The organism is Salicola sp. AFF1, from assembly GCF_056783195.1.
In genome coordinates, this window is sequence record NZ_JBXAYL010000011.1 from 1 (window position 1) to 22157 (window position 22157).

The following is a 22157-nucleotide window of genomic DNA, read 5'->3' on the forward strand; positions in this document are numbered from 1 at the left end:
AACCACTCAGCGCCGATGGTAGTGTGGGTCTCCCATGCGAGAGTAGGTCATCGTCAGGCTCCTACACCCAAGCCCCGTCACACAGCGTGTCGGGGCTTTTTTTTGTGTGTGTATAATGGCTTCCATGGAAGAACGTTTACGCCGCTATTACCTGACCGCCCTGGGCATTGATCCGTGGTGTGCACGCTGGCCCCTGCCGGGCGCAGCTCCGTCGCCCGAATGCCCGCCGGCAGCCTCCGACCCTGCTGATGCTGTTAAACGACCGGATAGCAATAGCTCGGGTGAGCCCCCGCGCTCGATCGCGGATGGTGGAACCCAGGGGGTGTCCCTGGAAGTGGTGCGGGAAGCTCTGTCATCCGGGGAAGAGGGGGCAGCGTCTCCTGTTGTTGAAGACAGTGGCCCAACCCCTTCCGATCATCAGGCTGAGGGTATCAAAACGGCCTTTAATGCCATGATCTGGCATGGCCAACGGTTCAGCTTGGTGGCGGCAGTCACAGGCGACTTTCCCTATGAATCGCGGAACCGGCTGGGACGGAATATTCTGAAGGCGATACAGGCCGGCCCCGTGGGCGAGGGCGAAGTCCTGCGTTGGCCGCCGTTTGAAAATCCGGAGCTGCCGGGTAGTGAGGAGGACGCCTTTGACCGGGTGGTGGACCGATTGGCCCGAGCGTCGACGTCGGGCAAGTGGCTGGTTCTAGGCGACGTGCTTGATGAGGCTTTGGTTCCCCCCCTGCAAGGTCAGGGGCATGTCGTGGCACTGTCAGCGAGACAGACGCTCGGAGATCTGCTATCCGATCCCGCCACCAAGCCGACCCTCTGGAAACGCCTGAAACCCCTCGTGGAGGCGGAGAAGAGCCTATGAGTGCCGGATTCACGGGGCGCTCTTTGGCGCAGGACCAGATCGAGATCACGGCTCTGGATACCTCGGACGTTGCGGCGATGATCCCACTGGAACGCGATGGAGCCGAGTACCCTTGGACGGAAGCTCAGTACCTGTCCTGTACTGGCCCTGAATACCGATTTCTTGGCGCTTGGTATGGTGGGGAACTTGTGGGGTTCCTGATCGATTGGCGTATGCTGGGCGAAGGGCACCTGATGAATATCTGTATTCACCGTCAATTCCAGCGTCATGGGGTTGGGCGTTGCCTCCTCCGGTATTGGCTCGCAACCATGCAACGGGAAGGGGTGGCCACACTGACGCTTGAGGTTCGGGAATCGAACCGTGCGGCCCGTGAACTTTATGCCAGTGAAGGGTTTGAACATCGCGGCACCCGCCCGGGTTATTACCGGACCGCCACTGGGACCGAGGCCGCTCATGTCATGGGGCTCTCGCTTGCCGTGGTTCGTGCGAGCGATCACTGAGCTGGTACAATCGTCATCCTTTCGCCGTTGCGTATCAGATAGGAAACAGGCCCGACGCCATGAGCGATCTAACCGAGGAAGTCCGTAAACGCCGTACCTTCGCCATCATTTCTCACCCGGATGCGGGTAAGACAACCATAACCGAAAAAGTCCTCCTGTTTGGCAATGCCCTGCAACGGGCGGGCACGGTCAAAGGCAAAAAGTCCGGCCAGCACGCAAAGTCGGACTGGATGGAGATGGAGAAACAGCGCGGGATTTCCGTGACCACCTCTGTCATGCAGTTCCCTTATGGCGATTCTCTGGTGAACCTGCTGGATACACCCGGCCACGCGGACTTCTCCGAGGATACCTATCGGACGCTCACGGCAGTGGATTCCTGCTTGATGGTGATTGATGCCGCGAAAGGCGTTGAAGAACGGACCATCAAGCTCATGGAAGTCACCCGTTTGCGGGATACGCCCATACTCACCTTCATGAACAAGCTGGACAGGGATGTTCGGGATCCCGTTGAGCTCATGGATGAGGTTGAAGACGTTCTGAATATAGCGTGCGCCCCCATCACATGGCCGATCGGGATGGGCAAGCAATTCCAGGGCGTCTATCACCTGCTTCGCGACGAGGTGATCCTGTACGAGTCCGGCCAGGGCCACCGGATCCAGGACAGCAGGGTCATCGCGGGGCTGAATAATCCCGAGCTGGATGAGGTGATCGGAACCCATGCCGAGGCATTGCGTGAGGAAATCGAGCTCGTGAAAGGCGCTTCCCATGAGTTCGATCTCAATGCCTTTCTCAGAGGCGAGCTTACGCCGGTCTACTTTGGTACAGCATTGGGGAACTTCGGTGTCGACCATATGCTGGATGGCCTCGTTACATGGGCCCCCTCTCCTCAGCCCCGGGAGCTGACCCAGCGCACGGTCGAGGCGACCGAGGATAAGTTTTCCGGATTTGTCTTCAAGATCCAGGCGAACATGGATCCCAAGCACCGGGATCGCATCGCGTTTCTAAGGATTGTTTCTGGGCGCTATCAGCAGGGCATGAAGATCCATCATGCCCGTATTGGCAAGGATGTCCGGATCAGTGACGCGCTCACCTTCATGGCAGGGGACCGCGACCGGGCAGATGACGCGGTCGCCGGTGACATCATCGGGTTGCACAATCACGGTACCATCCAGCTTGGGGATACGTTCACCGAGGGTGAAAAGGACCGCTTTACCGGCATTCCGAACTTCGCGCCGGAGTTGTTCCGGCGGATCCAGCTGCGTGACCCGATGAAAGCCAAGCAGCTCCAGAAGGGACTGATCCAGCTCTCCGAGGAAGGGGCGGTGCAGGTATTCAGGCCGGTGCGGAATAATGACCTGATCGTGGGAGCCGTGGGTACGCTGCAGTTCGACGTGGTGGTGGCGCGCCTCAAGAACGAGTATGGTGTGGATGCTGTCTATGAGCCGATCAATGTGGCGACAGCGCGCTGGATTACCTGTGAGGACCCGAAGAAGCTTGAAGAGTTCGAGCGCAAGAACCAGGACAATCTGGCGTTGGATGGTAGCGATAACCTGACCTACATCGCCCCGACCATGGTCAACCTCCAGTTGGTGCAGGAGCGTTATCCGGATGTGGCCTTCCACAAGACCAAGGAGCGCTGACGCCCCGGTTCCCGGACTGATTGATGCCCATTGCCATATTGACTTCCCCTGCTTTGAAGGCATCCGGGAACAGCTTCTGGTTGATTGCTGGCAAACAGGTATCCAGCGGCTCGTTGTGCCGGGAACGGTGCCGGAAGGCTGGCAGGCGATTCTTGAGCTGGCCCGAACCCATTCGATGCTGGCCCCCGGGCTAGGGCTCCACCCGTGGTGGGCAGCCCAGTTTGGGGACGAGGCATTGGCGCATATGGAACGGCTCCTGGGGTCGAACCACAATGTTGTGGCGATCGGCGAGTGTGGCCTGGATCTGAAGCAGGGCGCGCCACTGGAGCAGCAGAAGCGGATTTTTGAGGCACAGATTGAGCTGGCTGAGTGCTACAGGCAACCGTTACTGATTCATAGTGTGGGCACTCATGACACGGTGCTGTCACTGCTGCGAAAGCACCGTTTTACACTGCCTTTTCTGATGCATGGGTTCAGCGGTTCGCCGGAACAGGCAAAAGCCCTGGTACGCCAGGGCGCTTTCATTGGGGTGAGCGGTGTTATCACCTATTCCCGAGCGCGGAAGACGTGTCGTGTTATGGCCCGCCTGCCTCTTGAGGCCCTGGTTCTGGAAACAGACGCGCCGGGGCTGCCCCCGGAAGGAGTTCCGCGCGAGGGCAATTCGCCACTGAATCTGCCCCGCATCCTGGATGCGCTTTGTGCGCTCCGGGAGGAGCCCCGCGATAGCGTCGTGGAGGCACTGTTGTTCAATACCCGGCGGTTGTTTAGGCACCGATTGGGTGTTTAGGGTTTGCAGGGCGGGGGTCCTCCGGTATAATGCCGCACCTGGCTTTTGGCGGGATCCGCAGCCCAGCCCCGATGCGGACCCGTTCGATACCTGGTTGTGATTACACGTCGCGGCCCTGGCGGGACGTGGCGTCATGGCTTATTGATTCAAGGCGGGATTCATGAAAACTCAGAGTGCAAAACCGGAAAGCGTTACACGCGACTGGTTCGTGGTGGATGCGGCTGACAAGACGCTGGGGCGTCTTTCAACGGAAATTGCCCGTCGTCTTCGGGGCAAGCATAAACCGGAATTTACACCCCATGTGGACACGGGCGACTACATTGTGGTCATCAACGCGGAGAAAGTGCGAGTAACGGGTAGAAAGAGTACGCAGAAGCACTACTATCGCCACACCGGTTACCCGGGTGGGTTGCGTTCGATGAACTTCGAGGAGATGATCCAGCGTCATCCCGAACGCGTCATCGAGTATTCGGTGAAGGGCATGCTGCCGCGTGGTCCGCTGGGCCGTGCCATGTTCCGGAAGCTCAAAGTCTATGCTGGCGATGAGCATCCGCACGCCGCACAGCAGCCCCAGCAACTCGAGATTTAAACGGAAGGCGATTATGTCAGCTACTTACAACTACGGTACCGGTCGTCGCAAGACGTCTTCCGCGCGGGTCTTTATCAAGCCCGGCAGCGGCAACATCGAAGTTAACGGGCAATCCCTGGAGCAGTTCTTCGGTCGTGATACCCTTCGGATGATCGTCAAGCAGCCCCTGGTGGTTGCTGAGGCCGAAGACCGGTTCGACATCAAGATCACCGTCAGCGGTGGTGGTTCCAGTGGTCAGGCCGGTGCGGTCCGTCATGGTCTCACGCGAGCGTTGATGGATTATGACGACACGCTGCGCCCGGCGCTGCGCCGTGCCGGCTACGTCACGCGTGATGATCGCGCGGTTGAACGGAAGAAAGTCGGTCTTCGCAAGGCGCGCAAACGGCCGCAGTACTCCAAGCGCTAAGCCGCCTCCGACGGCAGCCCCTGAAGGCCCGATTTGCAGATCGGGCCTTTTTGTGTCGGGCTTAGGAAGGTTGCAAACTTGTAAGCGGTGACTGAATTAAATAACATTTGGTCGTTTTGATCCGGGTTGATCGCGACCGAATCAGGAGCCAACCGAGTGTGCCGGAAGACCTCCTCGGCACGCGAACGCTTAATGGGAGAAGGCCAGTATGAACAATGGCGACGTGAACCACGGTCGGCGGCGCTTTCTGGTGGGCGCAACGACGGTTGTTGGTGGCGTCGGGGCTGTTGGAGCCGCGGTGCCGTTTGTCAGTTCGTGGTGGCCCAGTGCCAAAGCCGAGGCCGCTGGGGCGCCACGCAGGTTGAACATTTCCAAGATAGACGTTGGTCAGCGGGTAACCGTTGAGTGGCGCGGCAAGCCGGTGTGGGTCGTGAGGCGATCACCGGAGATGCTGGAGAACCTTGATGGCATTTCGGACCGCCTGGAAGATCCGGAGTCGGAGGCGCCTCAACAGCCGGCCTACATCGAAGGCCATCATCGTTCCATCAAGCCTGAATTCCTGGTGGTTGTCGGCATCTGCACGCACCTGGGGTGTTCGCCCAGCTATCGTCCCACTGAGGGCGCTGAGGGGCTCGGCGAAGATTGGCCCGGCGGCTTTTTCTGTGCCTGCCACGGTTCCAAGTTTGACCTCGCGGGTCGGGTTTTCACCGGTGTCCCCGCTCCCAAGAATCTGGTGGTTCCCCCATACCGTTTTGAGGATGACGGTCAGACCATCGCCATTGGCCTCGATCCGGAGGATGCGGCATGAATAAACTGATGCAGTGGGTCGATGATAGGCTGCCGATTGTGGACGCGTTTGAGCGCCACATGAGCAAGTACTACGCGCCGAAGAACTTCAATATCTGGTATGCGTTCGGCGTTCTTTCGATGCTGGTTCTGGTGAACCAGCTCCTAACCGGCATCTGGCTCGCCATGATGTACACGCCGACCGCCGAGGGCGCGTTCGCCTCCGTGGAATACATCATGCGTGACGTGAACTACGGCTGGCTCTTGCGGTATATGCACTCCACGGGTGCCTCCATGTTCTTCATCGTGGTGTATCTGCATATGTTCCGCGGTCTCATGTATGGGTCCTACCAGAAGCCGCGTGAGCTGATCTGGATCTTCGGCATGGCGATCTACCTGATCCTTATGGCGGAAGCCTTCATGGGCTATGTCCTGCCCTGGGGCCAGATGTCGTACTGGGGGGCGCAGGTGATCATCAACCTGTTCAGCGCGATTCCCGGCATCGGTGAAGACCTGGCGCTGTGGATCCGGGGCGACTACCTGATCTCGGGCGCAACACTGCACCGGTTCTTCGCGCTGCACGTTGTGGCGCTTCCCATGGTTCTTATCGGACTGGTGATTCTGCACATCCTGGCGCTGCACGAAGTGGGCTCCAACAACCCGGATGGCGTCGACATCAAGAAGAACAAGGATAAGAACGGGATTCCAAAAGACGGTATTCCGTTCCATCCCTACTACACCGTCCATGACCTGGTGCCGATAGCCGTCTTTCTGGCCGTGTTCGCCATTGTTGTCTTCTACTTCCCGGAAATGGGTGGCTACTTCATTGAGAAGCCCAACTTCCAGGAGGCGGATCCGCTGCAGACGCCGGATCACATCGCGCCTGTCTGGTACTTTACGCCCTTCTACGCAATGCTGCGGGCGATCACCTTCAACCTGTTGGGGCTGTCCTCACAGTTCTGGGGGGTTGTCGTTATGGGGGCTGCGATTGCGATTCTCTTTGTGCTGCCGTGGCTTGACCGGAGCCCGGTACGGTCAATGCGTTACAAGGGCTGGTTCAGCCGTGGTGCACTGGCTCTGTTCGCCGCGAGCTTCGTGATGCTCGGCTACCTGGGCGCCGAACCGGCAACACCAACGAAGACGTTGTTGGCGCAGATCGGTACCGCCATCTACTTCGGTTTCTTCATCCTCATGCCGTTCTACACGCGGATGGAGACCACAAAACCGGTTCCGGAGAGGGTGACATCCAAATGAGACAGCTTCTGACGTTACTATTGGCTATAAGCATTCCGACCCTCGCCATGGGGTCCGGGGGTGGCGCGCATCTTGATCACATGGAGCCGGATCTGGGCGATCAGGCCTCACTCCAGCGCGGTGCCCAGATTTTCACCAACTACTGCATGGGGTGCCACTCGGCGGACTATTCCCGCTACAAGCGCGTGGCAAAAGATCTCGGTATTCCTAAGGAACTCTATGAGGAGAACCTGATCTTTACTGAGGCTCGTTTCGGCGAGTTGATGCACAACGCCATGCCTGATGAAGAGGCGGCGTCCTGGTTTGGTAAGGCACCGCCGGACCTGACACTGACGGCGCGCGTCAACGGCCCGGACTGGCTCTATTCCTATCTGCGGGGTTTCTACAAGGATGAGAGCCGCCCGCACGGGGTCAACAACGTCGTGTTCGACAAAGTGGGGATGCCTCATGTGATGGTCAATCAGGGCGGTCTCTGTGCGGAGGAGCCCCATCTCGGGAGAGAGCCGGAAGTGGATCCGTCCACGGGTGAAGTAGTTGGCGATGAAATCTGTGATGACTGGGCCATCGAAGGCAGCATGGAACCGAAGGAATTCGATCGGGCCATGTACGACCTGACGAATTTCCTGGTCTATCTGGGTGAGCCCGCATTGATGGATCGTAAACGCATTGGTGTTTACGTTCTGATCTGGATTGGTGTCTTCTTTATCTTTGCGTACCTGCTGAACCGCGAATACTGGAAAGACATCCACTGAGGGAATCCGGTATAATCCTTCCTCCAGCGCCCGGTACCCTGTACCGGGCCTTCTATGTTCAGTCCCTTCTTCCCGACTGGCGACATCATGGGGTAACGCTATGGCTGCTGTGACCAAAAGGTCATCGATGACGCTCTTTTCCGACCCGCAGAGCCATTACAGTCACCGGGTACGGATCGTGCTGGCGGAGAAAGGGGTGACCGCTGACGTGCTCAATGTCGAGCCGTCCAACCCTCCCGCGGAACTTGCCGACCTGAACCCCTACAACGCGCTGCCGACACTGGTGGATCGGGATCTGGTGCTTTACGAGCCCAATGTCATCATGGAGTATCTGGATGAACGCTTCCCGCACCCGCCGTTGTTGCCGGTTTACCCGGTGGCGCGGGCTCATAGCCGGTTGATGAGATGGCGTGTGGAGCGGGACTGGTGTTCGCTGGTGGACCGGATAGAGGCCGGGAAGGCCAGTGACGCGGCGCGGGCACGGAAGGAGTTGCGTGAAAGCCTTGTGGGGGCAGCCCCGTTGTTTCAGGAAATGCCGTTCTTCCTCAGTGAAGAGTTCACGATTGTGGATTGCTGTATCGGGCCTGTGCTCTGGCGGCTTCCGGCACTTGGCATTGAGCTTCCGGAGAAGGGGATTAAACCGCTGGAGCAGTATATGGAGCGGCTTTTCGAGCGTCGGGGCTTTAAGGCCAGCCTTTCCGACACTGAAGAGGACATGCGAACCTGATCCCGAGGCGGATCGGGCAAGACCGGAGAGCAATTAATGAGATCAAGTCGACCCTATCTGATCCGGGCACTGAATGATTGGATCCTGGATAATGGTGCGACGCCCCACCTGGTTGTGGATGCGGGCATGAATGGCGTGCAGGTGCCAGCGGATTATGTGTCGAATGGCCAGATCGTTCTCAACATCAGTCCGTCCGCGGTTAAGGAGTTGGTGCTTGGAGATGATGCGGTCTCCTTTACCGCGCGTTTCGGCGGTGTGCCGGTCAGCATCTATGTTCCGGCCTATGCGGTGATGGCCATTTACGCCCGGGAAAACGGGCAGGGAATGGTCTTTGGGCAGGAGCCGGGTGATCCGGAGCCGCCGGACGGCCCCTCGGAAGACGAGGTGGATCAGGACAATGACAGCGACAGTGGCGGGGAAACCAACTCCAAACGCCCCAACCTCAAGGTTGTGAAGTAGCTGGCGTCAGCCATCGCTGAACAGGCAGGCCTCGACCTCGGCGCATAGGGCGTTAAGGATGACGACCATGAGCTCGGCAGTGCAGGCGGTTCCGACGTCCGGAAGGGTGATATCGATGTCCTCTTCGTTAAACAGGGCGTGGATATCCGTTTCCGAGCGACCGGTTACCGCAATGACGCGGATGCCGCGGTCGTGAGCGGCCTGTAGGGCCTGGATCAGGCTTGAGCGGTTACCGTCATCAGTAAGAAGCAGTAGTGAATCCCCTTCATGCCCCAGGGCCTGGATCTGACGCGAAAATACTTCCTGGAGTCGGTTGTTGAGGCCAATGGCCGCTAGTGTGGTGGCATCGGAGCCCAGGTTGACCACGGGCAGGGCCGGTCGTTCCGTTTCGTGATAGGCCAGCATGCAGCTGGCAAAATACTGCGCAAAGGCATTGGCCTTGCCGCTGCCACATACCAGAACCTGGCGTTCGCTCAGCAGGGTTTCCACGATCGCTTCGGCCGCCTGGCCCAGTACAGGCGCCACAATGCTGGCGGTTTCACCGATGCATTCCATGTGGGTGGCAATATGCTGGTTAAAGCGTTGTTCTGTGTCACTCATCGTGTCGCATCAAAAGCGTTGGTGATCCATTCGAATTTGTAGCCGTGTGCTTCGGTGATCGTGACGCCGATCATGTCGAAACGGCAGAAGCAGTTGTCCAGGCCGTAACGGTGCAGGTAGAACCGGGCGGCCCGGATGAGCTTGCGTTGCTTGCGTTCGTCCACGGAGGTGGCCCCGTCCACAAGTGCTGCTTCGCGGCGGGCACGGACCTCGATAAAGGCGAGTGAATCGCCGTCGTCCCCGATCAGGTCGATCTCACCGGCTCGGCAGGTGAAGTTGCGCTCCAGTATCCGCATTCCCTCGGATTCCAGATAGTCAGCTGCTGCTCGTTCCGCATCCTGTCCCTGTCTGCGCCTGTCCATCCGTGTCCTGCTCCCTGTGCCTTGCGGGGTTACTGGTTAACGTCAGTTTTGGCATCCGGTTCCGCAAGTGGTTCTGGCTTGCCCTGACGGAAAATCGCCCATTCAGGGATCCGCTCAAAACTGCCGTTGCCGGCGTTACGAATGGTACCCGTAACGCCGTCGACCCGATATGACTGGATTTCGTTGAGCAATTGAAGCTGGTGGGTCAGACGGTAACTGTCAAAGCCCAGTGCGAAGAGCCGATCATATTGTTCCGCCAGCTCCGGGAACAGCGAATGCAGGGTGGTGCGTTCCTCAGGCGCTTCACCCACAACCCAGGGAATATCCGTGAAGCGGACGCCATTCAGGTCACTGTCTCTTGCCTGGTCCGGCATGCCTCGATACAGCAGAGAGCTGCCATAAACCGGCAGGTTGCCTCCGAAATAGAACGCGAAAAGCGGATTGATCCGGCGCGCTTTCTCCGGAGAAGCCAGGAGTATGATGGCATCCATGTCCTGGCGGCGGCGCGGTTCAAAATGCATGGTCGTGCCGGTCAGTCGCATCAGGGCATTCGCGCGGCGGCGGCTGCGATTAATGCGGAAGCCGTCTGCCACTACCTGATTCAGGTTGCTCTCCTCGGCATAGGGCAAGGCTTCCAGGAGGTTGATTGAATACTCATCCGCTGCCTGGCGAAGCGCCTTCTCCATCCGCACTCCCCAGTCTCCTTCTGGCAGGAACGCAAGCACATGCTCGTGGCCATCCTGTTTCAGGCGCTGGACGATAGCGCGCATCTCATCCTCGCTGCCCAGTCCGAACTGGAAAAGGTTATCCGGGGTTGTCTCTGCTCCGCGATGGTAGTTGAGAGCAAGTACCGGGACCGGCAGCGCCGGCTGTGATGTCAGCTGCTGAACCGGTTGCTTGCGGAGCGGGCCAACCACAAGATCCGGATTTTTCCGGCGCAGCTCCGCATAGAGGCTGCTGAATGTGGAGCCATGGGTGTCATGGAGACTGACGGCCGGGGTGGCGCGTTCCGGATCGGCCAGGTCCTGGTAGTAGGCCGCTAGAAACCCTTCGCGTACGGCCTCGCCCGCGCCCGCGAGAGGGCCGCTCAATGGCAGGGCGAGCGCTATTGAATCCGGACGCAATGCCTCCAGTTCACGCAACAGGGCGAGTTCCCCGGGGAGGGGGGCCGCCGCGGGATGATCCGGCCAGTCCTGTTCCCATTCCCTGATGGCTCGCGAGCGGGCTTCCACTTCATGGCGCTCGTAAGCCTTCAGCCGGAGCGCGAGTTCCAGCCAACCCCGGGTTTGCTCGTCCAGGTTGGGCTGGTTCATGGATTTGAGTTCGGAGCGGGAGACCCTGCGCAGGGTACGCCAGATGCGCTCATTGGGCGATTCCGGCGCACGGACGTCGCTTGCGCTCCAGAGGATCAGGGTCCGGGCGCTGAGCAGGGCGTGGTCCGCGAGGTCAAAAACGCCCGCCGTGGCCGCGAAAGCGCTACGCCGGTTTTCCGGTGGCAGTCGCAGGGGCAGCCGCGGATCCAGGTGTTCGGCCATCGCCCGCGCTTCGTTCGAGTCGCCTCGTTTAACGAGGTCACGGCTGCGCAGCCAGAGGTACTGGTTTCTGGAATCGGTCGCCAGTTGCTTCGCGTCCAGCGCTTTCAGCAGCGAGCGGGCGCTGACGAATGCCCCCTTGGCCTGAAGCATCTGTGCCGCCTTGAGCTGATATTGTTGGCGAAGGCTGGCATCATTGGTTTCCGAGGCGGCACTGAGCAGCCCCTGGATCGTGGTGGGCTGCTGCTCGGGCGCGGAAGGGGGCTCCACGGCGCAGCCGGCGATGAACAGCAGCAGGCAAACAGTCAGGACCGGCGAACGGATTGTCATGGGCGTCTCGGCTGGCGTTGTCGCAGGTGGTTTGACGTTATCGAAACGCAACGATTCTAACAGGTAATGGCAGTCTGAGCATGGCCGAGACTTTACAGAAAGGAACCCTTTATGTCGTGGCAACACCCATCGGCAATCTGGGGGATATCAGTACGCGCGCAGCCTGGGTGCTTGCGGGGGTGGATCGGGTGCTTGCCGAGGATACCCGCCAGACGCTGCGGCTGTTGGATCACCTGGAGCTGAGCAAAACGCTCACGGCGGTTCACGAACACAATGAGGAACGTCAGCTGGATCAGGTATTGGCGTGGCTGGGCAGAGGCGAGACGCTGGCGTTGGTGTCGGATGCGGGAACCCCCTTGGTTTCTGATCCGGGCTTCGCGTTGGTCCGGGCTGCGCGGCAGCAGGGGCTGCCACTGGTGACGGTGCCCGGTGCCTGTGCGGTGACCGCGGCGTTGGCGGTGGCAGGCGTGCCGACGGACCGTTTTGTCTTCGAGGGGTTCCTGCCTCCAAAGCCGGCCGGCCGCCGGCGGGCGCTGGAGGCGCTGGCTCGCGAGGCCCGTACCATGGTGTTCTACGAGTCACCCCGGCGGGTTGCGGGTACCCTGGCGGATATGGTGACGGCTTTTGGTGGCGAGCGTACGGCCACCGTAGCGAGAGAGCTGACCAAGGCCCATGAACAGTCGGTTTACGGCACCGTGGCCGAGCTTGTTGACTGGGTAGCCGAGGGCGCCATCCCGCTGAAAGGCGAGTTTGTGCTGGTGGTTTCCGGGACAGGGGTCGAGGTCTCCGGGCTGGACGTGGACTCCGACCATCTGCTTTCGGAGTTGATGACCCGCCTGAGTGTGAGTGATGCGGCGCGTATGGCGGCACGGATCACCGGGCAGGGGCGCAGTGGCCTTTATCAGCGGGCGCTGGGGCTTCAGGGGCAGGAATAAAGGCCTTGTAAAACGGAGCTGGAGCCGTTAGTTTGCATGCTGAGTCCGCTATGCAGTCGCTGTTCCCGTTCTGACACGGGAAGGGAGGAAAGTCCGGGCTCCACAGGGCGGAGTGCCAGGTAACGCCTGGGCGGCGCGAGCCGACGGAAAGTGCAGCAGAAAGGAAACCGCCTAAGCGGCCTCAGGGCCGCCGGCAAGGGTGAAAAGGTGCGGTAAGAGCGCACCGCGTGGCTGGCAACAGTCCACGGCGACGGTAAACCCCACTCGGAGCAAGGCCAAATAGGAGTCCAAGGGTGTGGCCCGCACCGGACTCGGGTAGGCTGCTTGAGGTCTGCGGTGACGCAGATCCCAGAGGAATGACTGCACCTGACAGAACCCGGCTTACAGGCGGGCTCGTATAGGCCCGGCGCTTCCGTGAAGGAAGCCCCGGGCCTCCCTCCTTATTTTTTCGTTTTTCGATTTCTTCATTTCTTATAGCAAAAAAATCTTGATCTTGATCCAGATTCTTGGAGGTGTCTCCAGGTTTCTGAAAAGGCGGCATTTGTTACCTTCGCGTTACCTTCCGTTCATTGCATCCTCTCCTAAATCACTGGCACAGCTGCATTTTTGGACCTTCCAGGCGGCCTGGGGTTTCTTGCATTGCCCCGGGAGTCTTCTTATAGTGTCGCCAAGTGGTAAATAGTGGCATCAGGTGGTGTCTTGTGGGTTTTGGGTGGTGACAGTGGGTCAAGTGGTGATCCCGGTCACTGAATCGGGGTAGCGAATCCGGCCATGACAAACTTTCTCGGAAGTCATGCGATCAATATGGACGCTAAGGGGCGAGTGGCGATTCCCGCGCGGGTTCGTGAGGATCTCGAAACCCTGTGTGGTGGCCGTATTGTGCTGACAGCCCATACCGAGGAGCGCTGCCTGTTGGTCTACCCGGAACCGCAATGGGAGGAGATCCTGCCCAAGATTGAGGCGTTACCGAGCTTCAATAAGGCGGTCCGTCGCACCCAGCGGTTGCTCATCGGTTACGCCAGCCCTATGGAGCTGGACAGCGCGGGCCGGATCCTGATTCCGCAGACATTGCGTGATTACGCCGGTCTGGAAAAAAAGCTCTATCTGGTTGGGCAGGGCCGCAAGCTGGAGCTGTGGAGCGAAGATCGTTGGATGGCTTGGCTTGAGGAAGATGATGGTGATGAGGAAATCCCCGAGGAGATGAAGTCTCTGTCGCTCTAGGCGGAGGCTGGAGAGTGGTCATGGTGCATGAGTCCGTACTGCAACAGGAAGCCATTGATGCGTTGGTGACTACGCCGGCGGGCCAGTATGTGGACGCCACTTTTGGCCGGGGAGGCCACAGTCGGGCCATTCTGGAGCGATTGGATGAGTCCGGGCGACTGCTGGTTCTGGATCGTGACCCGCAAGCCGTACTGGTGGCTGAGGAGCTGGCGGCTCAGGACGCCCGCGTCAGTGTTCAGCGCGGGGCTTTTGGGGACCTGGGCGGCGTTCTGCAAGAGGCGGGGTGGTCCAGGGTGGACGGCGTTCTTCTGGATCTGGGGGTCTCTTCACCGCAGCTGGATGAACCCGAGCGCGGCTTCAGCTTCCGCCATGACGGGCCGCTGGACATGCGCATGGATCCGGACACCGGCCAGAGTGCAGCCGATTGGCTGGCCCGGGAGGATGAGCGCGAGATCGCACGGGTGCTTCGGGACTACGGCGAGGAGCGCTTTGCCAAGCGGATTGCCCGCCGGATCGTCGAGGTGCGGCAGGAGCAGCCCGTTACCCGCACAGGGCAATTGGCGGAACTGATCCGGGAAGCCGTGCCGTTTGAGGATCGCTACAAGCATCCGGCAACCCGTTCTTTTCAGGCGATCCGGATCCGGGTGAACGAGGAATTGCCACAGTTGGATGAGGCGCTCCGGCAAGCGGTGGATTATCTGGCGCCGGGAGGGCGATTGGTGGTGATCAGTTTCCATTCACTGGAGGATCGCCGGGTGAAACGATTCATGCGCGATTGCAGCCGGGGGCCGAAGTTGCCGCGGGGGGTCCCTGTGACGGCGGAAATGGAAGAAACCGGGTTTCGTACCCTGGGGCGCGCAGTTCAGGCATCGGAAGCGGAACGCAGTGTCAATGCACGGGCGCGTAGCGCGGTGATGCGCGTTCTGGAGCGATGCAGCGGTGGGGAGGCCTGACCATGGGCGCGACAGCGGTTCGGTCTTCCGCCAGTGAGCGGGCTCTGCGCTGGCATCAGGTGCTGGACGCCGCCGGCCGCATTTCCGCGCGCATTTTTCGCTCCCTGTGGGATGTCAGGGTACTGGTAACCCTGTTGATGTTCGTGGCGCTGACAGCATCCGCGCTGGCGGTGGTGCATGCCTCCTATCTCAACCGGTCGCTGTATAGCACGCTCAGCGACCTCCAGGATGAGCGGGATGGCTACCAGCGCCAGTGGACCCAATTACTGTTGGAACAGAGTGCGCTCAGTGCGCACAGCCATGTGGAAGGGCGCGCGGCGCGGGAGCTGGATATGAAGGTTCCCGCCCGCGATGACATTGTAGTCGTTACGACGCGGTAGATTCATGGCGGGACAACAAGAACACCAACAGACCGCTCGCAGGCGCGACCGCGTGCCCATGGCACCCTGGCGGCACCTTCTTGTGCTCGTTGCGGTAATGGGGGCCGCCGTTGCGGTGGCCGGACGCCTGGTGCAGCTGCAGGTTCTGGATAACGAGTTCCTGCGGCGCCAGGGCGAGGCCCGGACGGCCCGCGTGGAGCCTATTGACGCCCACCGGGGCGTGATCCGGGATCGCCACGGCGAGCCTCTTGCCGTTAGTACGCCGGTGAAAACCCTCTGGGCCAACCCCGGGGAACTGGGGCCGGATGATCCGGCCATCAGCAAGCTGGCGAAGGTCGCTGAGCTCGACGAGGCAAAGCTGCGGGAGCGTCTTGCAGATAACAGTGAACGCGAATTCCTCTACCTGCGTCGTAAGGTTCAGCCAGCCCTTGCGCGAAGTGTCATGGACCTGGGGGTTAGTGGCGTTTACAGCCGGCGTGAATACCGCCGGTATTATCCCGCTGGCGAGGTGACCTCGCATGTGATTGGGTTCACCAACATTGATGAGCAGGGCCAGGAGGGCCTGGAGCTTTCCTACAACGAATGGTTGGCAGGGGACAAGGGCAGCAAGCGCGTGCTCCGTGATAACCGCGGGCGCACAATCCGGGAGCTGGGCCCGATCCGTGAAGCCCAGCCTGGTAACGAGCTGACCCTGAGCCTGGATCTTAGGCTGCAGTATCTCGCCTACCGCGAGCTCAAGGCTGCGGTGGAGGCCCATGAAGCCCGTGGTGGCACCGTGGTCATGATGGATGTTGACAGTGGCGAGGTGCTGGCAATGGCCAACCAGCCGGCCCTGAACCCCAATGACCGGGGGCAGCGGGATCCGGCGAGGGTCCGTAATCGGGCGATTACGGACCTTTACGAGCCGGGCTCCACCGTTAAGCCCTTTACGGCGGCTGCGGCCATTGAGTCCGGCAAGTTCACGCCCCATACCATGGTCAATACCAGTCCCGGCTATCGCCAGATGGGGGCTTACACCATCCGGGATCACCGCGATTACGGCCGGCTATCGCTCACGGGTATTGTGGTGCACTCCTCCAACGTGGGCATCAGCCGGGTTGCTTCGGACCTCTCGGGGGAACAGCTCCAGAGTCTTTTCTATCGCGTGGGTTTTGGCCAGTCCACTGGCATCGGCTTTCCGGGCGAGTCGGTGGGGATTCTGCCGGCGAGCGTTAACCTCCGTCCGGTTGAGGTAGCGGCGCTTTCCTACGGTTATGGGCTCAGTGTGAACGCGCTGCAGATGGCTCAGGCCTATATGACGCTGGCGAATGGCGGTGTGCGCTACCCGGTCAGCTTGCTGAAGAACGATGAGCCGCCGCGTGGCGAACGGGTGATGTCGCGCAAGACCGCCCGTCAGGTCCGGACGATGCTGGCCAAGGTTGTGAAAGACGGGACTGGGTCGCGCGCGGACCAGGGGATCTATCAGCTGGCGGGGAAAACCGGGACCGTGCACCTGGTCGGTGCCAGTGGCTACGAGTCCGATCAGTACAAGGCGCTTTTTGCGGGTATGGGACCGGTGGACGAACCGGAGGTGGTGACCGTGGTGGCCGTTGATGCGCCGTCGCGTACGGAGTACTACGGCGGTGAAGTGGCCGCCCCGATTTTTGGTCGCATTATGGGCGATGCCTTGCGGCTGCTGAATGTCAGCCCCAGCCGGGGCACGTCCATGGCGCAGGAAGCCAAGGGCTCTGAAGGAGGTCAGGGATGAGCCACGGTGCGCACAGCCTCAAGAGTCTGCTCCGGGATCGGGTTGATCTTCCGTCGATACTGGATGTGTGGGTCCATGGCCTGATAGCCGATAGCCGCCTTATCCGTCCGGGTGATGCCTTTGTCGCCCTGGCTGGCAGCAGTGGCAATGCCTGGGCCCATGTGGACGATGCCGTGGAGCGCGGGGCCGCCGCCATCCTTCTTGAATCCGAAACGAGAGGCGCACCGCGGGAATACTGCGACGCGGTCCTGGTGCCGGTCGTGGGGCTTGCGGGCTGCTTGGCGTGCCTTGCTGATCATTTCTATGGCTGCCCTTCGGCTCATCTCACTGTGATTGGCGTGACGGGAACCAACGGCAAAACCTCGGTAACGGGGTTCATCGCTTCCATTCTGGAAGCTGGAGGCATGCCAACGGCCACCATGGGGACCCTGGGGTATACCTTTGGTTCGTTCCGGGAGCCGGCCTACCACACAACGCCGGATGCAGTGCGGGTGCACGGCCTGCTTGCCGAGTTCCGGGATAAGGGAGCGAAGGCTGTGGTCATGGAGGTTTCCTCCCATGCGCTGGTGCAGGGGCGCGTGGATCGCGTCCGGTTCGATGCTGGCGTATTCACGAACCTGTCGCCAGAGCACCTTGATTACCACTCGGATATGACCGCTTATGGCGCTGCCAAGGCGCGCCTGTTTACAGAGCACGAACCGGAAGTGGCCGTGATCAATGCCGATGATGACTTTGGCGCTCAACTGATGGCTCAGCTCCCGGCGGAAACACGGCGGTGGCGTTACGGCCAGGCAGCGCCTCAGCTTGACTGCCGTATCAAGGGTGTTCGTGCCGCTGCGGATGGCATGGAGATTACCCTGGATACCCGTATGGGGCAGCTGTCACTGACCACCCCTCTTATTGGCCGCTTCAATGCGGAGAACCTGGCCGCGGCCAGTGCGACCGCGCTGGCCATCGGGGTGCCTGGGACGGTGATTGAGGCTGCTGCCCCTGAGCTGAAAGCACCCCCCGGGCGTCTGGAGCCGCATGTCGCGGCCAGCGGCCTGGCGTTGGTCATTGATTATGCGCATACGCCAGCAGCGCTGGAGCAGGCGCTCGAAGCGCTCAGGCCCCATGTTGGGGGGGAGCTCTGGTGCGTCTTTGGCTGTGGAGGCAATCGGGATAAGGCCAAGCGCCCGGCGATGGGGGAAGTGGCGGCGCGCCTGGCGGATCATGTGATCGTGACGGATGACAACCCGCGTGACGAGGCGCCCGCGGGTATTGCCGGGCATATCCTCTCCGGGGTGGCTGATGCCAGGGGCGTGAAGGTGATCCATGACCGCGAGGAGGCAATCGGGACCGCCTTCCGGGAAGCGGGGGCCGAGGATATGGTCCTGATCGCGGGGAAGGGGCATGAAACCACCCAGGAGCGCGAGGGTATCCGGTCACCCTTCAGTGATGCCCAGGTCGTGCGCCGGCTGATCGGCGAGGGAGGGCAAGCGGCATGATGCGGGCACTCTCTCTGGCCGAAATCACCCCTCTGGTTGAGGGCACACTGCGTGGCGATGATCTCTTCTTCAGCCGGATCGGTATCGATACCCGGACCCTGGAGAGAGGTGCCCTCTACGTGGCGCTGAACGGCGAGCGGTTCGATGGTCACGATTTCGTGCGCGAGGCTGAAAAGGCTGGCGCCTGCGCCATCATCGCTGAGAAGGAAGTGGATGCGAGCATGCCAGTGGTCCAGGTGCGTGACAGCCATTACGCATTGGGCCGCCTGGCAGCCCTGAATCGCGCTGAATACAGCGGGCGGATGGTTGCCATCACCGGCAGCTCCGGCAAGACGACCACGCGCCAGATGATGCAGAAGGTGCTTGCCGAGGCCGGCGCCGTGACGGCCACCGAGGGCAACCTGAACAACCAGATCGGGGTGCCATTGACGCTTTTCCGGCTTGGGCCGGATACCGATTACGCCGTGTTGGAGCTGGGGGCCAGTGGGCTGGGCGAGATCGCCTGGACCGGGGCACTGGTGGCACCTGAAGTGGGCATCATCACCAATGCCAGTGAAGCACACCTGGAAGGCTTTGGCAGCCTGGACAACATTGTTGTCGCCAAGGGCGAGCTGATCGAAACCGTTCAGGGTGATGGCACTGTTGTACTGAACCATGACGACGCCGCCTTTGAGGAATGGCGCGCACGCGCTGGCATGCGCCGCGTCCTCAGCGTGTCCGCGGCGGGGAGTCACGACGCCAGCTTCCGGGCGGAATCGGTCCACGAGGATGCCGATGGCCTTGCTTTCAGCCTGGTCGGCGACCTGGTCCCTACCACCCCTATCCGGCTGCCTCTGCCGGGCCGCCACAACGTGGCAAACGCGCTGCTGGTGGCTGCCGCGGCGCACAGCCTGGGCGTGGGTATGGAACAGGTTGCCGCTGGCCTGGCGAAGACCCCCGCGGTTGCCGGCCGGCTGGAGCCCATTGCGCTGCGGCCGGGCATTCGCGTTCTCAATGACAGTTACAACGCCAATCCGGCCTCTATGCAAGCAGCGCTAAGGACATTGGCTGCCATGCCGGCGCCGCGTTTTGCGCTGTTGGGGGACATGGCGGAACTCGGGGCGGACGCCGCCGAGCAGCATCGGGCCCTGGGTGAGCTGGCCCGGGGTCTGGGCATCGAACAACTCATGGTCACCGGTGAGCATGCGAGCGACTACGCCAGCGGCTTCGGTGACGGGATCCACATTGGCGAGACTCCGGAGGCATTAGCGGACCGCCTGTGGGATGACGTGGGGGAGACCGCTTCCGTTCTGGTCAAGGGGTCGCGTAGTGCGGGCATGGACCGGGCGGTCACCCGTCTCAAAGAGAGGAACAATGACGCATGCTAGTTTGGCTGACTGATTTTCTGGCGCAGTACATCAGCGGCTTTGCCGTATTCCAGTACCTGACGCTAAGGGGCATTCTCGGGGTGCTGACGGCACTGGTGCTGTCACTGCTCATCGGTCCTTCCATGATCCGGCATCTGGCCCAGTACCAGATTGGGCAGGCGGTTCGTGACGATGGCCCTGAAACGCACCTGAGCAAGGCTGGAACGCCCACGATGGGAGGAGCGCTCATCCTGGTGTCCGTGGCGCTCAGTACGCTTCTTTGGTCGGATCTGGGCAACCGCTACGTGTGGATCACGCTGGGCGTGACCATGGCGTTTGGCGCCATCGGCTGGATTGACGACTACCGCAAGGTTGTGGCGCGCGATCCCAAGGGGCTGCCCGCCCGCTGGAAATATTTGTGGCAGTCCGTGACGGGGCTGCTGGCGGCCTGTGCGCTTTATGCCACCGCCACATTGCCCCAGGAAATCACTCTGATCATGCCTTTTTTTAAGGAATTTGGCCTGCTGCTGGGGCCGGTGGCCTTTGTTGTGTTGAGCTATTTGGTGATCGTCGGCAGCAGTAACGCCGTGAACCTTACGGACGGGTTGGATGGGTTGGCGATCATGCCCACGGTCATGGTCGGAGCCGCGCTGGGGATCTTTGCCTATGCCTCCGGCCACGCCAACTTTGCGGATTACCTGCAGATCCCGAACCTTCCTGGTACCGGCGAGCTGATCGTTTTCTGTGGGTCGCTGATCGGCGCCGGGCTCGGGTTTCTCTGGTTCAACACCTATCCCGCCCAGGTCTTCATGGGGGACGTTGGTTCGCTGGCACTGGGCGCGGGCCTTGGGGTGCTGGCGGTCATTGTGCGCCAGGAGATCGTGCTGTTCATCATGGGCGGTATCTTCGTGGTGGAGACCCTGTCGGTCATGATTCAGGTGGCTTCGTTCAAACTCACGGGCCGGCGGGTCTTCCGCATGGCACCGCTGCATCATCATTTTGAACTCAAGGGGTGGCCCGAGCCGCGCGTGATCGTTCGGTTCTGGGTAATCACCGTCATTCTGGTACTCGTGGGTCTGGCGACCCTGAAGCTGAGGTAGGGCAGACGCTCATGGCATTGATTGCATCGGATCGTCGGACGCTGATTGTCGGGCTGGGGGCTACCGGCCTGTCGTGCGTGCGTCATTGCCATGCACGGGGGCGCCAGCTGGCCGTGGCGGATAGTCGTGCCCAGCCGCCTGGCCTTGCCGACGTGCGCGAGCGCTGGCCGGATGTGGAAGTGGTAACCGGTGCCTTCGATCCTGCCTGGTTCCGTGGCTTTGATGAACTCATTGTTAGTCCTGGCATCAGCCTTGACGAGCCGGCGATTGTGGCGGCTGCCGAGGCGGGTGCCCGGATCTCCGGCGATCTCGATCTGTTCCGCGAGGCGGTTGAGGCTCCCGTCGTGGCGATAACCGGCTCCAACGGTAAGAGCACGGTTACCACGCTTGTGGGTGAGATGGCCGTGGAAGCAGGTATGAACGCCGCGGTGGGGGGCAATCTGGGAACCCCCGCCCTGGATCTGGTGGCGCCGGGGATCGAACTCTACATCCTGGAAGTTTCCAGCTTCCAGCTGGAACGCACCACGGACCTGAAGCCCGACGTAGCGACGGTTCTGAACGTCAGCGATGATCACATGGACCGTTACCCCGATCGCATGAGCTATTTCCAGGCCAAGCACCGCATCTTCCAGGGGGCCCGCAGTGCGGTGGTGAATCTGGACGACCCCCTGAGTCAGCCCCTTCTGAACGAGGGTATGGTGCCGCACTTTTTCGGGCTCTTCCGGGTGGATCTGGGCGTGTTCAGCACACGGGAAGACGACACCGGTCTCTGGCTCACCCACGGTCTGGACAACCTGGTCCACGCCAATGAGCTGGCAGTGGCGGGCATGCATAACATCGTCAATGTGCTGGCTGCGCTCGCGCTGGGCAATGCGGCGGGCCTGCCCATGGCACCGATGCTAACGGCGGCGCGGCGCTTCCGGGGGCTGCCACACCGGAGCCAGAGTATCCGGGAACATCAGGGCGTTCTATGGGTGAACGACTCCAAGGCAACAAATGTGGGCGCAACCCGGGCCGCCATAGAAAGCCTCTCACCAGCGGAGGGGCAACTGGTACTGATCGCGGGGGGTGATGCCAAGGGCGCCGACCTGTCGCCGTTGAGCGAGGTGGTTGCCGGACGCGTTCGTCATCTGGTGCTCCTGGGGCAGGACGGGCCCCTTCTTGAGGAGATCCTTGGCCCTCTGGTGGCCGGCAGCAGTCGCGTCAGCACCATGGAAGAGGCCGTTTCGGTGGCGGCGGCAAAGGCTCAGGCCGGAGACCGGGTATTGCTGTCGCCAGCGTGTTCAAGCCTGGATCAATACAGCAGCTATGAGGCCAGGGGCGATGCCTTCGCCCAGGCCGTGGAGGCGCTATGACGGCTGCTGCTCAAGCCATGCCCCTACGCGCGCCGCGGTGGGAACTG

The 22157-nt window shown here is 61.1% G+C and carries 23 protein-coding genes and 1 other RNA gene; 21 read left to right on the forward strand and 3 right to left on the reverse strand.

Annotation, left to right across the window (positions count from 1 at the left end; genetic code table 11):
* Nucleotides 1-115: 115 nt before the first annotated feature.
* The 11 genes from AC1RQI_RS09110 to AC1RQI_RS09160 all read left to right on the forward strand — a co-directional run bounded on the left by AC1RQI_RS09110 (nucleotide 116) and on the right by AC1RQI_RS09160 (nucleotide 8762).
* A complete protein-coding gene (locus tag AC1RQI_RS09110) occupies nucleotides 116-862 on the forward strand; it encodes a hypothetical protein (protein WP_481904513.1) in 747 nt (248 codons plus the stop codon).
* Nucleotides 859-1362, forward strand: coding sequence for a ribosomal protein S18-alanine N-acetyltransferase (rimI, locus tag AC1RQI_RS09115; protein ID WP_481904514.1), 504 nt, complete (start codon nucleotides 859-861; stop codon nucleotides 1360-1362). Before AC1RQI_RS09110 ends, rimI begins: the two co-directional genes overlap by 4 nt.
* A gap of 59 nt (nucleotides 1363-1421) precedes the next feature.
* On the forward strand, nucleotides 1422-3002 hold the full coding sequence (gene prfC / locus AC1RQI_RS09120) for a peptide chain release factor 3 (protein ID WP_481904515.1): 1581 nt from the start codon (nucleotides 1422-1424) through the stop codon (nucleotides 3000-3002).
* On the forward strand, nucleotides 2971-3789 hold the full coding sequence (locus AC1RQI_RS09125; RefSeq protein ID WP_481904516.1) for a TatD family hydrolase: 819 nt from the start codon (nucleotides 2971-2973) through the stop codon (nucleotides 3787-3789). The genes prfC and AC1RQI_RS09125 overlap by 32 nt, the downstream gene beginning before the upstream one ends.
* A 160-nt stretch (nucleotides 3790-3949) precedes the next feature.
* Nucleotides 3950-4378: a 50S ribosomal protein L13 gene (gene rplM / locus AC1RQI_RS09130; protein ID WP_077528635.1), complete on the forward strand. Its 429-nt coding sequence runs from the start codon at nucleotides 3950-3952 to the stop codon at nucleotides 4376-4378.
* Nucleotides 4379-4391: 13 nt separating this feature from the next.
* Nucleotides 4392-4784 carry a 30S ribosomal protein S9 gene (gene rpsI / locus AC1RQI_RS09135; RefSeq protein ID WP_416633775.1) on the forward strand — a complete coding sequence of 131 codons (393 nt, stop codon included), beginning with the start codon at nucleotides 4392-4394 and terminating at the stop codon, nucleotides 4782-4784.
* 208 nt (nucleotides 4785-4992) lie between these two features.
* Nucleotides 4993-5592, forward strand: a complete 600-nt coding sequence (gene petA / locus AC1RQI_RS09140; RefSeq protein WP_416633776.1) for a ubiquinol-cytochrome c reductase iron-sulfur subunit — start codon at nucleotides 4993-4995, stop codon at nucleotides 5590-5592.
* Nucleotides 5589-6824, forward strand: a complete 1236-nt coding sequence (locus AC1RQI_RS09145; protein WP_481904517.1) for a cytochrome b — start codon at nucleotides 5589-5591, stop codon at nucleotides 6822-6824. The genes petA and AC1RQI_RS09145 overlap by 4 nt, the downstream gene beginning before the upstream one ends.
* A complete protein-coding gene (locus AC1RQI_RS09150) occupies nucleotides 6821-7576 on the forward strand; it encodes a cytochrome c1 (RefSeq protein WP_481904518.1) in 756 nt (251 codons plus the stop codon). The genes AC1RQI_RS09145 and AC1RQI_RS09150 overlap by 4 nt, the downstream gene beginning before the upstream one ends.
* A gap of 100 nt (nucleotides 7577-7676) precedes the next feature.
* Nucleotides 7677-8303 (forward strand): glutathione S-transferase N-terminal domain-containing protein, encoded by a 627-nt coding sequence (locus tag AC1RQI_RS09155; protein WP_481904519.1) that lies wholly within the window; start codon nucleotides 7677-7679, stop codon nucleotides 8301-8303.
* Nucleotides 8304-8339: 36 nt separating this feature from the next.
* Complete coding sequence (locus tag AC1RQI_RS09160; RefSeq protein ID WP_481904520.1) at nucleotides 8340-8762, forward strand: ClpXP protease specificity-enhancing factor; 423 nt, start codon at nucleotides 8340-8342, stop codon at nucleotides 8760-8762.
* A 6-nt stretch (nucleotides 8763-8768) separates the two neighbouring features.
* On the opposite strand, the gene AC1RQI_RS09165 is transcribed toward AC1RQI_RS09160, so the two are convergent.
* Genes AC1RQI_RS09165 through AC1RQI_RS09175 form a run of 3 tightly spaced genes read right to left on the reverse strand, consistent with a single transcriptional unit; the run spans nucleotide 8769 to nucleotide 11586 of the window.
* Nucleotides 8769-9362, reverse strand: a complete 594-nt coding sequence (locus AC1RQI_RS09165) for an SIS domain-containing protein (RefSeq protein WP_416633782.1) — start codon at nucleotides 9360-9362, stop codon at nucleotides 8769-8771.
* Entirely contained in the window at nucleotides 9359-9724 is a 366-nt protein-coding gene (locus AC1RQI_RS09170) for a YraN family protein (protein WP_481904521.1), read from the reverse strand. The genes AC1RQI_RS09165 and AC1RQI_RS09170 overlap by 4 nt, the downstream gene beginning before the upstream one ends.
* Nucleotides 9725-9753: 29 nt before the next feature.
* A complete protein-coding gene (locus AC1RQI_RS09175) occupies nucleotides 9754-11586 on the reverse strand; it encodes a penicillin-binding protein activator (protein WP_481904522.1) in 1833 nt (610 codons plus the stop codon).
* Between the two features lie 80 nt (nucleotides 11587-11666).
* On the opposite strand from AC1RQI_RS09175, the gene rsmI reads away from it, so the two are divergent.
* The 10 genes from rsmI (at nucleotide 11667) to murD (ending at nucleotide 22110) form a co-directional block, all read left to right on the forward strand.
* On the forward strand, nucleotides 11667-12521 hold the full coding sequence (gene rsmI / locus AC1RQI_RS09180) for a 16S rRNA (cytidine(1402)-2'-O)-methyltransferase (protein WP_481904523.1): 855 nt from the start codon (nucleotides 11667-11669) through the stop codon (nucleotides 12519-12521).
* A gap of 40 nt (nucleotides 12522-12561) precedes the next feature.
* Nucleotides 12562-12921, forward strand: an RNA gene (gene rnpB, locus AC1RQI_RS09185) — RNase P RNA component class A.
* Between the two features lie 371 nt (nucleotides 12922-13292).
* Nucleotides 13293-13742, forward strand: coding sequence for a division/cell wall cluster transcriptional repressor MraZ (gene mraZ, locus AC1RQI_RS09190; protein WP_416633786.1), 450 nt, complete (start codon nucleotides 13293-13295; stop codon nucleotides 13740-13742).
* Nucleotides 13743-13762: 20 nt separating this feature from the next.
* Nucleotides 13763-14695, forward strand: coding sequence for a 16S rRNA (cytosine(1402)-N(4))-methyltransferase RsmH (gene rsmH, locus AC1RQI_RS09195; RefSeq protein ID WP_481904524.1), 933 nt, complete (start codon nucleotides 13763-13765; stop codon nucleotides 14693-14695).
* 2 nt (nucleotides 14696-14697) lie between these two features.
* On the forward strand, nucleotides 14698-15075 hold the full coding sequence (ftsL, locus tag AC1RQI_RS09200; protein WP_416633788.1) for a cell division protein FtsL: 378 nt from the start codon (nucleotides 14698-14700) through the stop codon (nucleotides 15073-15075).
* Between the two features lie 4 nt (nucleotides 15076-15079).
* A complete protein-coding gene (locus AC1RQI_RS09205; RefSeq protein WP_481904525.1) occupies nucleotides 15080-16822 on the forward strand; it encodes a peptidoglycan D,D-transpeptidase FtsI family protein in 1743 nt (580 codons plus the stop codon).
* The gene (locus tag AC1RQI_RS09210; RefSeq protein WP_481904526.1) at nucleotides 16819-18309 is read left to right on the forward strand and encodes a UDP-N-acetylmuramoyl-L-alanyl-D-glutamate--2,6-diaminopimelate ligase; all 1491 of its coding nucleotides are present in this window, start codon (nucleotides 16819-16821) and stop codon (nucleotides 18307-18309) included. Before AC1RQI_RS09205 ends, AC1RQI_RS09210 begins: the two co-directional genes overlap by 4 nt.
* Nucleotides 18306-19676 (forward strand): UDP-N-acetylmuramoyl-tripeptide--D-alanyl-D-alanine ligase, encoded by a 1371-nt coding sequence (locus AC1RQI_RS09215; RefSeq protein ID WP_481904527.1) that lies wholly within the window; start codon nucleotides 18306-18308, stop codon nucleotides 19674-19676. The genes AC1RQI_RS09210 and AC1RQI_RS09215 overlap by 4 nt, the downstream gene beginning before the upstream one ends.
* A complete protein-coding gene (gene mraY, locus AC1RQI_RS09220; protein ID WP_481904528.1) occupies nucleotides 19670-20755 on the forward strand; it encodes a phospho-N-acetylmuramoyl-pentapeptide-transferase in 1086 nt (361 codons plus the stop codon). The genes AC1RQI_RS09215 and mraY overlap by 7 nt, the downstream gene beginning before the upstream one ends.
* An 11-nt stretch (nucleotides 20756-20766) precedes the next feature.
* Entirely contained in the window at nucleotides 20767-22110 is a 1344-nt protein-coding gene (gene murD / locus AC1RQI_RS09225; protein WP_481904529.1) for a UDP-N-acetylmuramoyl-L-alanine--D-glutamate ligase, read from the forward strand.
* Nucleotides 22111-22157 lie beyond the last annotated feature (47 nt).